The sequence below is a fragment of the Parachryseolinea silvisoli genome (assembly GCF_021190955.1).
Lineage (GTDB): Bacteria > Bacteroidota > Bacteroidia > Cytophagales > Cyclobacteriaceae > Ohtaekwangia > Ohtaekwangia silvisoli.
Map to the genome: position 1 here is coordinate 1326380 of NZ_JAIOAO010000003.1, position 17080 is coordinate 1343459.

Consider the following 17080-nt stretch of genomic DNA (forward strand, 5'->3'; position numbering starts at 1 on the left):
AAAATAGTGTACGCTGTCGACATGGACTTAAATATAGTGCCACGCTATACGAATGTGCAACTATATAACAGATTTGCTTCGCCCGATCAATGCATCAGACGCCATACCAACTCCCGGAAGATCTGCCCGTCGTCGGCAGAACCCGTGTTGACACCTTTCAACTTCAAGTCTGCATCTTTGATGCTGGCAATGTTATCGATGATCTTGGAGACGGGATATTGACGTAAAGCCAAGCTGTAATCACGTACAGCATAGGGGCTCACTTTCAGTTCACTAGCTAAGCCTTTATCAGACTTGTCAGAAGCCTGGCTGGCCATCAACGTCTTGCTGAAGAATGAGAACAGGTAGGCTACCGCCGGTATCATCGGGCTCTTCTTCGTATTACTTTCAAAGTAGTTAACGATCTTATTGGCCAGTAACGTATCACGTTGCAGAATAGCTTTCTGCAATTCAAAAATGTTGTATTCTTTACTCACCCCAACCCCTGCCATGACACGCTCGGCGGTGATGCTCTCGCCTGGCGGCAGGGAAATAATCAGCTTATCGACCTCGTTGGCCAACCGGTTCAGATCATTGCCCACGAACTCACACAGGGCTTGCACGGCCCGGTCATCCATACCAATCTTTTTCTCCTTGGCATAGTCAGCGACAAACTCCGGCAGTTGGTTGTCGTATAGCTTCTTGGTGTTGATCGTCACAGCAAGCTGATCGATCTTCTTTCCGAGCTCTTTACGTTTATCGAGACTCTTGTGTTTGTGGCAAAATACAAGCACTGTCGTGGGCGCCGGTTTGGAGAGATAGTCGAGCAGCAGCTTCGCCCCAATGTCCTTGCCAAGGTCCTGAATGTCTTGCGCCTCTTTAACAATCACCACCTGTCGCTCCGACATCATCGGAAACCGCTTTGCGTGTGTTAGAATGGTGGCCATCGTCGCATCTTTGCCATACACCACCACTTGATTAAATCCTCGCTCGCCGTCCGACAATACATGCTTTTCAATGTAATCGGCCACAACATCGATGTAGAAGGTCTCCTCCCCTTGCAAAAAATACACCGGGGCATATTTCCGCCCTTTCAGGTCGGTCATGATCTTTTTGACAGCTGCATCCATACGCGTAGAAACCGCAAATATGACACAAAATGGCGATTTTGCCATAAAAGATTGATCGCGCGGGGTCGGTGATTTTTTACGTCTGCCGTGCAAACGAGAGGCTTGAACCCTGATTGGTTTTGGTCTGGGGTTGTTTTGAAACAGGTTTTTTATTGCCTTATAAGGGCTATTACAATTCTATTTCAATGGTATATCAATAACTATGTCAATACTATTATATATCCGAAGTATCGTCCGGGTCGCTCTGAATTTGTCAGATCCCGTGCTCAAACCTTTTTCTGCTTTGCAAACGTCACCGCCGTGACAATTCCTACCAATGCCCCTGCAAAATGGGATTCCCAGGAAATACGCGGATCGCTCGGCAATACGCCATAAAACACACCTCCATACAGCAACAGCACGATGATGCTGATAAACAACGACAGAAAATCACGCCGGAAGATCCCGAAGAAGATAAGAAAGAACGCCAGGCCGTACACCACGCCGCTTGCACCGATATGATTAGCCGGCCGCGCAAACAACCACACCAGCACGTTCGTCCAAAAATACGCCCGCAGGAAAACCACGCCGCCAATGCGTGGATAAAAGAAAAACAGCACCCACCCCAGAAATAACAATGGGATGGTATTTGAAACCAAATGCAATAAGTCACCGTGAATTAACGGTCCTGCGAGCACGCCAATCAGGCCGTGCAACGTACGCGGCTCGATGCCATACCAGCTCAACGGCAGCCCAAATATGAGCTCCAGATAAAACACCAGCCACATCAGGAATACAAACCGGATGGGGACTATTGAACTTCCAAAAAACGAGGATTCCGAAGCCATAGAGGTCACACGGGGCCAAACACCCCAGGTGCAAAGATGGAAATTGTACGGTCACCTGAAAACGTCAGGCCGTACAAAGACGTGCTAAATTGTGCCAGGGTCTTTGATCATTGAAAGGGCTGCGTAGCGCGCTTCCTCTGGTGTCACGGTCTTAATGCCCCACAAACCACCGGACGATGACGCAATGCGGCTGGCCAGGTTCTTCAGCATCTTATAATAGGCATCCGCAAAAGTGCGGTCGAGTTTCGGCCAAAGCTGGTTCAGGCTCTGCAGCTCTTCCACGATCAGCGGCGTACGCCGCGTTGACTCATACGGGTAGCTTTGAATCAGAATCTTGATCTTGTCCTCGAAGTCTTCCGCCATGATGGTGAAGAATCCCGAAAGCACCGAAGCGCTCTCCTTCTGTTTACGGGCCACGGCCATGGCTTCTTTAATCTCCTTTCGGTCAATGTGGCCATCGGCTCCTGCCACCAGAATGCACACCAGAATCGGTGCGCGCAAGATCAGCTCGCCTTCGGCATCGGTCAGTTTATCAAACTGCGGAATCATAGGGAATGTTAACGTACTCATATTCGTACCTACCCAAGCCCAATCTCCATGCCAGTACATCATACCGCCATTTGCAGGCCGTAGGCGCGTGCTGTACTCAGGTACAAGTACCCTTATTGGACGCTATCTCCCATAAAGGTAACTGTTGACGGGACACCTATCAAGCACCTTTCTTTAAGGTAAATGAAAAAACCAGGGTTTTCACACGCCCGATAACAATTTACGTCCTTGGCTGTTGCTATATTGGAGATTATATTTACTTTTTGAAATCGTAGCCCATGTACGACAAAGACCCCGTAAAAATTTTTGTAGTCGAAGACGATCCGGCTTACACCAAATTTCTCAAGTACGTCCTGGAATTAAACCCCGATTATGAAGTAGAGTTTTATACATCCGGCAAGGATTGCCTGGCCAACCTGTATAAAAACCCTGCGATCATAACCCTGGATTATTCCCTGCCCGACATACCCGGCGAAAAGGTGCTTAGCCAGATTCGGAGCCATGACCCTAACATCAACGTGATTATCGTCTCTGCCCAGGAGAAGATCCACACCGCTGTGGAACTGCTCAAATCCGGGGCCTATGACTATATTCCCAAAGATCATGAGACAAAGGACCGGCTGCTGAACTCCATCCACCACGCCCGGAACAAAACCTCGCTCATCCGTGAGATCGATCATCTCAAGAAAGAAATCTCCGAGAAGTACGAGTTTGAGAAAAGTATCATTGGCACCAGCCCCGCCATCAAACGTACCTTCAGTTTGCTCGAAAAGGCTGTTCAGACGAACATCTCGGTTAGCATCTCGGGCGAGACGGGTACCGGCAAAGAATTGGTGGCAAAAGCCATCCACTACAACTGCAAGCGAAAGAACAAACCGTTCGTTGCCGTCAACATCGCGGCCATTCCGCGCGACCTGATCGAGAGCGAGCTTTTTGGTCATGAAAAGGGCGCCTTTACCGGTGCCGTGACGCGCCGTATCGGCAAGTTTGAAGAGGCCGAAGGCGGTACCATCTTCCTGGACGAGATCGGCGAGATGGATCTCAACCTGCAAGCCAAGCTCCTGCGCGTGTTGCAAGAGCGCGAAGTGACCCGCATTGGCGCCAACCAGGTCATCAAGCTGGACGTCCGCATCATTGTTGCCACGCACAAAGACCTGGCAGAAGAAGTGAAAGCCAATCGTTTCCGTGAAGATTTGTATTACCGCTTGCTGGGCTTGCCCATCAACCTGCCGCCGCTCCGGGAACGCGGGCAGGACGTAATCCTCATTGCCAAACATTTCCTGGATCAGTTTGCGAACGACAACCAGATGCGCAAATTCAAGATCAGTCCCGAAGCCCAGGAAAAATTGTTGCAGTATCCCTTCCCGGGCAACATCCGCGAGTTGAAATCGATCATTGAGCTGTCAGCCGTCATGGCGGAAGAGCAGGACATTCGCCCGCAAGACATCAGCTTCAACAGCACTACCCGCATGGAGTCGTTCCTGTATCAGGAAATGACCATGCAGGAATTTATGTACCGCATCATTCGACACTACTTGAATAAATACGATAATAATGTGCTCGAGGTGGCACACAAGCTCGATATCGGGAAATCATCTTTATATCGATACCTCAAAGAGATGGAGACGAGCGGTATATAGATGAACATTCAGCAGTACGTCAACAAGGGTTCGTTTTACAAAGCCGTCGTAGAGGATGGTTCCGATGTGATCTTTATTGTAGATTTCACCGGTAACATCCAATACCACAATGCTTCAGCATCACAAACCCTGGGTTACCGGTCGAAGAGCCTCATCGGCAAGAACTTTTTTGAGTTCATCCGCCCCTCCACCCTGGCCGAGCTGCAACAGAAATTTAAAGAAAGCCAGAAGCGCGCATATACCGAAAAAGTAGAATTCCAATTCCTCTGCCGCGACCAAACCTACCGCTTCCTGGAATTCAACGCCATCAACCTTAAACACAAAGAAGGTCTCCCAGGCTTTATCCTCGACTGCCGCGACATCACGCAACGCAAAAAGGACGAGGCCGAACTGGTGCGACTACAAAAAGCCAAAGAGCAATTCCTGGCCAACATCAGCCACGAAATACGCACACCTATCAACGGCATCGCGGGCATGGTTAATTTATTAAGCCAAAATCCGAGCCCCGACGAGCACGAAACCTATCTCAACGCAATCAAGCACTCGGCGGAAAACCTGAAGGTGATCATCAATGACATTCTTGACCTGGCCGCCATCGAGTCTGGCAAACTGCGCTTTGAGAAAATCGCCTTTAACCTGACTGACCTGCTCCCCTCGCTGATCAGCACCTTTACCTATCAGGCCAGGGAAAAGAAGATTTCGCTGGCCTATGACATCGATGAGAAGCTGAACAAGATTCTGATGGGGGACCCCGTGCGGTTAAACCAGATCCTGATCAACCTCATTAGCAATGCCGTGAAGTTCACCCATACGGGTTCCATCCGCGTGCAATGCACCGTCGAGCGTGAACAGCGAAAAATTTGTTGGGTGCGTCTGGAAGTGTCGGATACCGGCGTGGGGATACCGGAAGAAAAACTGGCTACGATCTTTGAAAGCTTTAGCCAGGCCGACGAGAGCGTGACGCGTCGTTATGGCGGCACAGGCTTAGGTTTGACCATTGTGCGCCAGCTGGTGGAGCTCCAGGACGGAAAAATCCATGTTGTCAGCAAAGAACATCAAGGCTCGACATTTATCGTCACGATTCCCTACCCCATCGGGCAGGTGAACGACATCATGCCGCAGATGCCCCGCCTGGACAAAACACATTCTTTGGCTAACACCTCGCAACTGCGTGTTCTGCTGGTGGAAGACAATGACATCAACCGGCTGTATGCCAGAAGCATCCTCAAGAACTGGCAGTGTTATATCGACGTGGCCGAGAACGGTCTCGTGGCAATCGAAAAGATCAAAAACAACGCGTTCGATGTCGTGCTGATGGATGTGCAGATGCCCGTGATGGACGGCTATGAGGCCACAAAGGCCATTCGCCTGATGGAACTGGCTGCCGAGCTGCCCATTATTGCGCTCACGGCCAACGCTACGGTAAAGGATGTAGAGAAATGTTTTGCCGCCGGTATGAACGACTACTTGCCCAAACCATTCACCCCCGAAGATCTCTACCGAAAACTATTTGACGATCTCAAGATCAAACCCCTCAACGATGCGCAGCCGCGCCCCGCGCGGGTCACCGAACCTGAGGGAGTAATGTACAACCTCTCCTACCTACGCAACGTCTCCGGCAACAACGAAGACTTTATACGCGAAATGGTCTCTACGTTTGTCCAAACCGTGCCGCCTGTATTGACGGAGATGCAAAAGTGCCTTCAGGAGAAAGAATGGATGCGCCTCTCCCGCCTCATTCACCAGATTAAACCGTCGTTCATTCTCCTGGGTATCGATGCCCTGCGAGCCAACATCCTCTTCATTGAAGAGAACAGTAAAGCCGAAACAAGCCTTTCCAAGGTCACACAAACGACCAAAGAGTTCATTGCCCGCTGCAACACAATTCTACCGCAGCTCTCCCGCGACATTCTCATGACACAACCTTAGAAGACATAAAAAAGGGAAGGCGCTAACCTTCCCTCTCTAATTTCTTCCGCGCTGCGATTAATTCAACACAACAATTTTTGTATACAACACTGCTTTGCCGCTGGCCTGTATCGACAGCACATAGATACCGTTCGGCAACGAGCTGATGTCTACTGCCTGCGGCGCTGCGAGGTTGCGATTCACCTCGCCGTCCAATACAGTAATACCGCGTTGGTCCACCACCTTCCAGCTGTAATCTCTTTCCAGGCGTGTTCCGAGGAATAGGTTAATCTGCTTCGAAGCCGGGTTAGGATAAATCTTCAACTTGGCCAGCGCTGCCGTGGCCGGATCGTCGGGCAAGCCTACCGGGGTCATCGGCGTCTTCGTTTCTTCAATCTTCCGGATTTCCGTTTGCAAGATGCGGCGTGACGCTTTGTCTTGCGCAAAGGCCAGCAATGAAAGGTTGCTGCCATCAGTAATTGGAACCTGAATCGGATACTCAATTGTCCGCGTGTATACTTTGCCGATTTCCAGCGGCTCATTAATCAAAAACCCTTCTGGACCAAACAACAATTTACGCAGAGAATTATGATTATAGCGGCCGCTCGTTCCTATTTCAATGTTGTCTTCTACCAATGCCGCGTGCAAGATCATCGGCGGTGTAAAGGTCTGCTCCTGGTCAATAAAGGTATACTTAACCGTGGCCCGCAGCACGTTCGACGGGGCGGTCGGATCTATTTCAATCTCGATCCGGAAAGACGGCGCCTCCAACGATCTTCGATCCAGTTCGTCATCCGTGATTTTTTGATAGGCGCCTGTAAAGTTCATACCATAGTAATTGCCAAAGATACCATCCATAACAGCCAGGGGTGGCTGCGATACACCGTATAGTTGACTCCGTACGGCCGGGTCCTCTGTGTTGTCCACGGCAATTTGATCGAAGCCAGGCGTCGTAATATGATATTGAAGCTTGATGTGATCGGCCGGGTTCAACTGGTCGATATAGTCGTCGGCGGCCAGGCTGGGTTGACTGAAATTGTTTGTAAAGTGCTCTACCAATACGTTTCGTTCCTTTTCACCGATATAGATATCATCAAAAGCAAAGCCGTTCAGGATACGACCTGCATCATTGTCTTCGTTCGCGCCAAACGCAATCCGGAACACGACGGTATCTTTCGGCAGATCGTTCAGGTTAAAACGACCGTTACGCCAACCGTTGGTCATATCCGTCCAGGCGAAGTTGTCTTGCCCGCCCGGCTTGCCACTCAGGTTCGAGCCATTATACCAATCAATGCCCCGCTCACTGTCGGCGCCCACCACACGCCAGTTCTGACCACCATCGGACGAGTACTGTAACACAGCACCATCAAAGTTCTTTTGTGTATCGGACCAGTACCGGATCGATGCCATCGGACGCTCCAGCGCGCTTAGGTTTACACAAGGCCCCAGCACATACGAATCTTCGCTGCCATAATACGTACTGTAATAGGGTGCCGCGCCCGGATTGGGATTACCCCCAGTCCACCAGGCGCTATCGCCCGAGAAAGCCCCCCTGATCATATCACCGTTGGGAACACCAAACTCCCAACTGGACGGGTTTCCGTTTTCCACCTTGATCCAGGCCCCCTGACCGTCTTCAAAATCTGTCTGATAGCCGTTACTTGAAACCGGCAAGTGATAGTCCAGAATGTAAACCGCGATCGTTGTATCCTTTTCACATCCAACGTCCGTGCGTACACGCAAATTCACGCGGTATGTCTGGAAGGCCTGGTATTGGTGGCTCGGTTTTTCGTACGTTCCTTGCGTGCGGCCGCCGTGCGTACCCGCTGGAACGTTATCCGCCGCTTCTCCGAAGGGCAACACGTCGCCATCGTCAAAGTTCCAGGAATATTCCTGAATGGTGCCAAGGGCGATCTCTGATTTGCTTTGGAACTTCGTCGCCTCACCGCTACAAATTTTTGTCCAGGTAAAGTCCACTTTTGGCTTGGTGCCAATAAAGATCTGCTTCTCGGTCACCGCCGTACAATTTTGATCGGTCTTCACCGTCAGGGTCACATTGTAGTATCCTTCGCGGCTATACTTCCACTTTGGATTCTGAATCGTCTTCTTAACGTTGCCATCGTCGAAGTCCCACTCCCAACCATTGATATGACCGTCAAAGGTGTTGTTGGGAATGGTCGACAGATCGACAAACGACACCGAATCCGTCACACATGAATTATTGGCCCCGATCACCGCCTGCGGCGACGCATTGATCACAATACGTTTCAACATCTTACTGATAGCCCCCGAAGCGTTGGTATAGGTATATTCCACAAAATACTCACCGGCCAAAAGGCCGTCGGTATTAACGTATTGTCCAGCCCCGTCGGAGCCTAGAATGCCCGGCGTCAACGGACTGGCAAAACCTGTCGTCGGCGAACCGGTACTTACCGGCGGATCACCCACCAGGCGCGCCTTGCCAACGTTCGTACAAATGCGTGGCTCTGTGCTAAAGTCCGCCACACCGGTACCCGTCTGTACGCCAAAGTTGATGTCGGTCAGCGGGTTCACAATAACTGTCTGACTCACCGAGCCTACGCAGCTGTTAGCATCCGTAAACGTATAGGTGATAATGTTGATGCCGATGTTCGCATGCGTCGGATCAAACCACGACGTACCCGCTTGTATACCTGGGCCGGTAAACACACCGCCAGGGCCTTGGGGGAATCCTTGCAACACTTCGATCGGGTCGTTCTCCGCATAAGCAGGCTCCAGGCCGAAGATTGAAGGCTTAGGCAGACGGTTAATGGTCAGTTCGACCTGGTCGGATACTGCTGTACAAGGACCGCCCGCATCCGGGTCGTTGCTGGTCAACGTAAAAATAATATATCCCGCGACGCTGTCGACTGTCGTAGGCGTATACAAAGAATGGAGATCGTTCACGTCTGAATAGCGAACCGGATCGCCGTCGCCACCGGTCCATGTTGTCTGGGTGGTGGCGCCGCTCATGCTCCCGTTCAGGTGTACAACATCGTTTTCGCAGATCGCGAAGTCTGCGCCGGCAAATACCTTCGCCGACTCTTGTACAAGTATATTTACCTCATCAAACACGGCCGTACACGGCCCCGAACCGTCAGGGTCGTTGGCCGTCAGGCGGAAGATAAGTGTCTGGTTAATGTCCGCCGGGAGCGCCGTCGTGTAAGGCGCGTTCACACGCATATCGGTTGTCACGCTGCTAACTGACAGTGAGCCGGCAGCGCTGACAATGCTCCACGCACCGTTCACAGCGTTACCTGCCAGGGTGCCGGAAAGGTCAATACGATTCGGCTCGCAGACTACATAATCGACCAACGGCACAATGCGTGCGCGACGGTTGAAGAAGATCATCAGGGTATCGGTCTTCGTCGTACAGGGTCCCGTCAGGTCGGGGTCGTTGGTAATCAGGTACAGTTTCACAAATCCACGTGCCACGTCGGCATCCACCGCGGTGTACGTCGCAAGCACTTCCTTCAATGTTGTCGTGGTGCTGGCTGAAATCGAACCGTCGCCAGTCTTGATGAACCAGGTACCGTCTGATGCTCCCCCGCCGATTGTTCCGGTCAGCGGCACATTCATCGGCATCACATCCGCCTCGCAAACTGAAAAGTCGGCCCCCGCCGCCACCGTCACCGCCGGGTTCACCGTAACGGTTACGGTAGACAACGGCCCGGTACAACCATTGGCCGCAGGGTAAATGGTATATACCACCTGCCCCACGGAAGCGTTGGTAGTCGTCAGCAACTGGTCGATGACCGAGCCATCACCGCTCGCGGCACCCGCAATATTGGCATCTGCTGCGGCCGTCCAGGTAAAGGTTGTACCCGATACGTTCTGAGGGGCCGGCAAAATAGCGATCTGTGCACGTTCACCGCTACAAATAGTAACATCGCCGGCCTGAGCCGACGGCAGCGGCTTCACGTGAACAACCAGGTTCACGGTTGGTCCGGTACAGCCACCCACGCTGGGCGTAAATACATAGGTGATGATACCCACAGCGTTACCTGTATTGACCGGCATGTGCGACAGTGCACCGCTACCCGAAGCGGGCACACTCGCCGGATCAATGGGTCCGGTGAACGTGCGCACCCAGGCAAAATTCACACCGCTAATGGCTGAGGTTGGGGTGAAGCTGAGTAGCTCACCGCTACAAAGCTGTCGTGTCAGATCCGTAGGTGGGTTGTTAATCACCGGCACGGGCTTCACTGTCACGGTTACGTCAAACGGCACGCCGGGGCAGTCGCCGGAATAGGGTGTAATCTGGTACGTCACCGTCCCCGTGGTGAGGCCATCGGTGCTCGTTAATGCCTGGCGGATCACGTTACCGGCACCCGCAGCAGCACCACTAACGTTATTGGTACCCGCAGCCAGCACGGTCCACATGTACGTAGTACCCGCTACACTATTGGGATTCGAAATCGTTACGGTCGTTGACTCGCCCGAGCAAATAGTCTGACCATCGGCATATGCCGTCGGCTTCGGACGAACAGACACTACATAGTTCACCGGCGTTCCAGAACAGCTGCCGGCAGAAGGTGTGATCTTATAAATAATAACCCCGGTGGTATTAGCGGTGTTGATCGGCGAGTCAGTGATGGCTCCTGTGCCTGTTGAAGTGACACCGCTCAACGAGCCAATCACCGTCGACTCCCAGGTAAACGTCGTACCCGGTGTAATGGATGCCGTCGGCGAGAAGCTCAACGCCGTGCCACTGCAGATTTCCTGCACCAGGGTAGACGGCGGGTTTGTAATGCTGGGTTGTGGATTAACGGTTACCGTAACATCCACAACGTTACCGGTACAGCCGTTCACGTGTGGCGTGATGCGGTACGTCACGGTGCCGGGGTTCACACCATCCACGGTGGTCAACACCTGGCTGATCACGGATCCGTCACCCGCCGATTGTCCCGATACATTCGAGAAAGCCTGAACTACCCAGGTATAACCCGTGCCCGTAACACCATTGGTATTCGTAATGGTAACGCTAGTCGCAGTACCCGAACAGATTGACTGCGGCGATGCCGCGGCGATCGGCAGCGGCGTTACGGTTACGTGCACTGCAAAGCCCGGCCCGGTACATCCGGCCGCTGCCGGCTGAATCAGGTAGGTTACGGTGCCCATGCTAACGCCATCTGTCACAAACAGCTGCTGTGCGATGGTGGCTGTACCACCCCCCGCCGACGCACCCGTTACATTCACGGCACTTTGCACTGTCCAGGTAAAGGCCGTTCCCGAAACACTGTTCGGATTGGTAATGGCAATGTTGGTTGTCTGCCCCGTGCAGATAGATGCGTCCGCCGCAAAAGCCGTCGGCTTTGTGCGCAGGGTCAGGCTGGCGGTATTGCTGGTCAACGTCGAGCAAGCACCGGTAATCTCCACCGAGAATTGCTCGCCGTTCAAGGTCAGGGGAATATTCGAGAGTGTTAATGTCGGTGTCGTGGTACCGCTAAAGACTCCTCCGTCCGACAGGTATGCGGCGCCTTGCTTCCATTTATAGGTCAGGCCCGCACCGATAGCGGCTACGGTAAACTGTGTACTGCCGTCTTCGCAGACATCTGCATTGACAGGGTGAGACGTAATACTTACCTGATTCTGAATTGTCAGCACTGCGCTGTTGCTGACCGCGGGCGGCTCGCATGCGCCACGCACAATGGCGCGGTATAAATAGCCGTTATAAACGTATGGTGCGCTTGTCAGCGTCAGCACGGACGTGGTCGCGCCGCTGTAAACGCCACCGTTAGTTACGGCTGTATAGCTCACGCCGCCATTGGTGCTCACTTCCCAGCCATAGGTTGGTGCTGTGGTACCCGTCGCCACTACTGTAAACGAAGCATTGCCACCTTCACAAACCGGTGCACTGTTGGAAGGTTGCCCTACAATGACTGGCTTGTGCTGCACCGTCAGGGCAACCACTGTGCTGGTCGCGCCCACGCACGTACCACCGATCTCGACACTATACTGATTGCCGTTAAATCCGAACGGCACATTTGTCAAGGTCAGGGTCGGCGTGGTTGTGCCACTATAAACACCACCATCCGTAAGATAGGATGAGCCTTGCTTCCATTTATACGTAAGACCTGCGCCGGTAGCCGTCACCGAGAATTGTATTGTACCATCTTCGCAGATCGTCGCCGGCACTGGCTGTTGCGTCACCACTACATTGGCATTCAGTTGAAGCTGCGCGCTATTGCTAACCGCAGGCGGCGCACAGGTTCCCGACGCTACCGCGCGGTACAGATAACCTTGATAAGCTAATGGAATACCGGTTAAGGTCAATGTCGATGTCGTGGCGTTTGTATACACACCACCATTCACGATCGGGTTGTACTGAAGCCCGCCATCCGTGCTCACTTGCCAGGCATAGGTCAACCCTGTTCCCGTCGCCGCAACGGAGAAAGACGTGCTTCCCCCCTCGCATACCGGTGTATTGTTTACGGGGGATGCGGTAATAACCGGCTTGCTGTTCACACGCAGCAATACGACCGAGCTTGTAGCAGTGTTGCAAGTGCCAGTAACCACGACACTGAACTGACTATTGTCCATTCCCGCGGGTACATTCGTAAGCGTCAACGTAGAAGTTAACGCTCCACTGAAAACACCACCATCCGATAAGCTCGTGCTTCCTTGTTTCCATTGATACGTCAGTCCAGCACCTGTCGCTGTAACCGAAAACTGTGTCGAGCCGTCTTCACAAATGGTCGCTGTCGCCGGCTGTTGCGTAATCACGGGATTCGCTTGCACCGTTAACAACGCCGCATCACTGAACACCTGAGGTGCACAGGTGCCACTGATTCGGACCCGGTATAAATATCCCTGGTACGACAGGGGTACGTTGGTCAAGGTCAGTGTTTGCATGGCCACGCCACCGTATACGCCGCCATTGCTCAGCGCTGTATAGGATGTGCCGCCGTTGGTACTCACCTGCCACTGGTACGAGGGATTGGTCGTAACACCGGGATCTACTGTAAAGGTCGTGCTGCCGCCCTGACAAATAACCTGCGCCACCGGGTCTCCACTCACGGCCACTTCCGGTCCTTCATTGATCGACAGCGTCCCGTTGTTGCTGAGCAACGTACCACACGTGCCGGTAATCGTCACCGTATACTGACGGCCATGGAAGCTGCTCGTAACACCTGTCAGCATCAGCACCGCACTGTTGGCCCCGCTATATACACCACCGTTGGTAATCGGTACGCCGTTTTCATGCCATTGATAGCTGAGGCTGGTGCCTGTCGCCGTAACCGAAAACTGGGCCGTGCTCCCCTCGCAGACCGTAGTGGGTTGAGGTTGTGCTGTAATCGCCGGAGGCGTATTTACCTCCAGCAACCCACTATTGCTAAAAATACTGGGTGAACATGTCCCGGTAATGCGGGCTCTATATAAATAACCGTTATAAGACGCCGGCGTTCCCGCTAGCGTCAACGTGGCCGTCGTTGCTCCTGTATACACGCCCCCGTCGGTCACCGTGGAATAGCTCGAACCGCCATTGGTACTTACCTGCCACAGATACACCGCGTTGGTCGTCACACCAGCGTTAACCGTGAAGGTTGCTCCTCCACCGGCACAAATTACCTGATTGCCGGGATGGCCCGTCACCTCTGGTTTTTCAAGCACCGTAAGTGTACCCCCGGCACTCAAAACTGTCCCGCAGGTACCGTTCACCTCTACCGTATAGACACGATTATTTTGTATGCTCTGTGCCGCCAACACGGTCAGCGTAGCCGTCGTAACATTGCTGTAGCTGGCGTTGTTCACCAGGTTTACGCCATCTTCTTTCCATTGGTAGGTAAGCCCTGCCCCCGTTGCCACCACCTGGAACTGAGCATTGCTGTCCTCGCACACCACTACGGAAGCAGTGGGTTCTGTCGTAATCGCTGTGCTGGCATTCACGCCCAGAATAGCACCGTTACTAAATATCGGCGAACCACACGTGCCCGACACTTGCGCGCGGTAAACATGTGCGTTCAGGGTCGTTGTCGCGCCGGTAATTTGCAACGTATTGGTCGTTGCGCCGCTGTATACACCCCCGTCGGTTATATTTGAATACGTCGAGCCGCTGTTAGTACTCACCTGCCACTGAATAACCGGAGCGGTTGTCGCGCCCGGGTTGACCGTGAAGGTGGCGTCGCTCCCCGCACAAATGGTCTGCGCTATAGGATGGCCACCGGTGGCTACTTCGGCGTTCTCCTGAATGGTGAGCGGCACCGCGATGCTGGTCGCCGTATTGCAAGCACCGGAAACGACCAGGTTATACGTCCGACCGTTATAGGCACTGGTTGGCCCGATAATAGTCAGGGTCGGTGTCGTAACACCCGAAAATACTGCAGAGTTCGATATGTTTGAGCCATTCTGCCGCCATTGATAGGTCAAGCCGGAACCAGTGGCCGCAGCCGAAAACTGAATAAACCCGCCTTCACAGACCGCCTGGGCAACAGGCTCGGTCGTGATCGTCGCGGTGGCCTGTACACGCAGCAAAGCGCTGTTGCTCACCGCTGGCGGCGTACAGCTACCCGTTGCCACCGCCCGATACAGGTAGCCATCATAGCCCACGGGCACGGCCGTCAATACCAGCGATGACGTTGTCGCTCCGCTGTATACCCCACCGTTCGACACCGGGCCATAGGAAACACCACTGTCGGTACTCACCTGCCAGGTATAGGACACGCCGGTACCGCTCGCCGCTACCGTAATAGTAGTATTGGTTCCCTGACAGATTACCGGCGGCATAGCCACCGGGTGGCTGGTAATAACAGGTTTGGTATTAACCGTGAGCGCTACCGGTGTGCTGGTGGCATTCGCGCAGGCCGACGAAACTGCTACTGAATATTGGTTGTTGTTATACGAAGCCGGAACATTGCTCAACGTAAGCGTAGCGCTACTACTACCGCTATAGATGCTGTTATCTGAGATGGGACTGCCATTGGCAGTCCAGGCATATGTCAGGTTAGTGCCCGTAGCCGTTACTCGAAATTGCACGGTACCATCTTCACACACCGACGCAAGCGTCGGTGCAGTCGTGATCGACGCGCTGCTCTGAACCGTCAGCAAGGCTCCGTTGCTCGTAACACCCGGCGTACACAAGCCGCTGATCACGGCCCTGTATAAATTACCATTGTAACTGGCCGGCAGGTTCGAAAGGCTTAAGATGCCCGTGGTGTAGTCACTATAAATGCCACCACCGTCAGACACGATCGGACTATAGGTCAGGCCACCGTTCGTACTCACCTGCCATTGGTAAGACACCCCGGTCGTCACCCCCGCGTCTACCGTGAAGCTCACTGGCGCAGCATTTAATTGACACGTCGTCTGACTAACAGGTTGCCCGACAATCTCCGGACGCTCGTGTACTGTCAGCCGTGCGGGTGCCGAAATAGCATCGGGTAAACAACTTCCTTTTACGACCGCGCGATAGCGGTATCCGTCCATTGTCGAGGTGACCGCCGATACCGTCAACGACGGCGAAGTTGTTGCGCTTCCCAGGTTAACAAAACCGCCACCGTTGTCCACCTGCCACTGATAGGTCAGGTCAGCGCCTGTCGCCACCACGGTAAACGAAGCATCCAGTCCTTCGCATATGACCGCGTCTGTCGGTGGATTGGTCACGGCAGGTAGATCACTGTAGCGGATCTGTACATGGTCAACTGTCGATGGGCACGCGCCGTTTGTCACCGCCCACTGGAATATATATGTACCATAGGCACTTACCGTGGCTGTGCTATTGGCTTGTGTGTTGTCGCTAAGCAATACCGTACCAGGGCCGCTAACTTTCGTCCACGTTCCCGATCCAATCGCCGGTGTATTACCCGCCAGCGTGGCCACCGCGCCGCAGACATCCGCATCCGGACCGGCATTCGCCGCGGTAGCGGCTTGGGTTGTCACGTTTATTTTGTCTGTCAGATACGTGTCGCAGGTGGTTGTGGGATTACGCGCGTATACCTTCATGGTTGTGCCGGCGGCAATCGCGTTGCTGGTAATAACAATATCACCGCCCGTCCCCCCCACAAATCCACTGAGCACCGCACTGGTAGCATCGTCTTGCAATTGATACGAAACACCGCTCTGCGATCCTTGCACCGTCACCGCTACAGTACCACCCGCACAGATGGTTGTCGTAGCAGGCGAAACCGTTGGCGTTGTCAACGGCTCGGGATAGATCGTTACCGTACGAACATCAAGGCAGGATGGCACAAAAGCCACATAATCATTGGTCGCAGACCAGTTCGTATTGTTTCTGCCCGGCACAACATATGACACCGTGGAGGCTCCCACTTGCGGGCCTTCTATTCCTTGCGACGCCGAGCTGGAGGATAAGTTGATGGAGGGTGAGTGTATTTCAACAATGTTGGTAGTCTCGTGCAATTGAATCTGTGTCGTTACCAGCGTCAGCGCCGCTACCCGTCGGATGTTGGTATACCGTACGACAAACACCCTGTTCGGCGCCGTGCCCGTTAAGAAATAGTCAATCGTACCGCCAAGGGTTGGATCCAGGTCATCCCATGCTGCTGCAATAATATTATCAGGATCGGTCGCAGTCGTTAAGGCATCGTTATTCGAAGTTGCCACCGAGCTCGGACCAAATCCAATCAGTCCGTTTGAACCGATTCGCACAGCCGTTTGATCATTGCCGAAGAAGTTAAACGTAAAGCCGATGGGAATTGCGGCTGTCAGATCGTCGTTCGCCAGGCTTACCGTTGTCCCGGTGGCCGACAAAGGATTATAGGTACCCGTGGTAGAAACAGTATACGTGTTGGCATCGCCATTTGTCGCGATCAGCGTGTGTGTTCCAACACCTGCCGCCGCCGGATCAAACGTCGAGCCGGTGACACCAGGGCCATAATAGTAAGTCCCTCCTGTCAACGTAAAGGCTGGAGCATCGACGCAGTACGACGGATTGAGATTGGTAAAAGTACATTGTGCCGACGCGTCTAACGCCGGCATCAACAGTCCAATCCATCCAAAAATAAGCGCTGCTAAGAGGGGTCTTATTGGCATAAAAGGCAGATACTAAACTATTTATCGATTTCCGACG

The 17080-nt window shown here is 53.2% G+C and carries 6 protein-coding genes; 2 read left to right on the forward strand and 4 right to left on the reverse strand.

What is annotated here, in order from left to right:
• Nucleotides 1-86: 86 nt before the first annotated feature.
• From holA to K7P01_RS22445, 3 genes are all read right to left on the reverse strand, one after another.
• Nucleotides 87-1109, reverse strand: coding sequence for a DNA polymerase III subunit delta (holA, locus tag K7P01_RS22435; RefSeq protein WP_267296822.1), 1023 nt, complete (start codon nucleotides 1107-1109; stop codon nucleotides 87-89).
• 266 nt (nucleotides 1110-1375) lie between these two features.
• The gene (locus tag K7P01_RS22440; protein WP_267296823.1) at nucleotides 1376-1936 is read right to left on the reverse strand and encodes a rhomboid family intramembrane serine protease; all 561 of its coding nucleotides are present in this window, start codon (nucleotides 1934-1936) and stop codon (nucleotides 1376-1378) included.
• A gap of 84 nt (nucleotides 1937-2020) precedes the next feature.
• Nucleotides 2021-2485, reverse strand: coding sequence for a hypothetical protein (locus K7P01_RS22445; protein WP_267296824.1), 465 nt, complete (start codon nucleotides 2483-2485; stop codon nucleotides 2021-2023).
• A gap of 278 nt (nucleotides 2486-2763) precedes the next feature.
• On the opposite strand from K7P01_RS22445, the gene K7P01_RS22450 reads away from it, so the two are divergent.
• Together K7P01_RS22450 and K7P01_RS22455 are read left to right on the forward strand one after the other, a co-directional pair.
• Nucleotides 2764-4125, forward strand: coding sequence for a sigma-54-dependent transcriptional regulator (locus K7P01_RS22450; protein WP_267296825.1), 1362 nt, complete (start codon nucleotides 2764-2766; stop codon nucleotides 4123-4125).
• Nucleotides 4126-6054 carry a PAS domain-containing hybrid sensor histidine kinase/response regulator gene (locus K7P01_RS22455; protein ID WP_267296826.1) on the forward strand — a complete coding sequence of 643 codons (1929 nt, stop codon included), beginning with the start codon at nucleotides 4126-4128 and terminating at the stop codon, nucleotides 6052-6054.
• A 57-nt stretch (nucleotides 6055-6111) separates the two neighbouring features.
• Here the strand turns inward: K7P01_RS22455 and K7P01_RS22460 are convergent, their stop codons facing one another.
• Nucleotides 6112-17043, reverse strand: a complete 10932-nt coding sequence (locus K7P01_RS22460; RefSeq protein ID WP_267296827.1) for a PKD-like domain-containing protein — start codon at nucleotides 17041-17043, stop codon at nucleotides 6112-6114.
• Nucleotides 17044-17080: the final 37 nt, after the last annotated feature.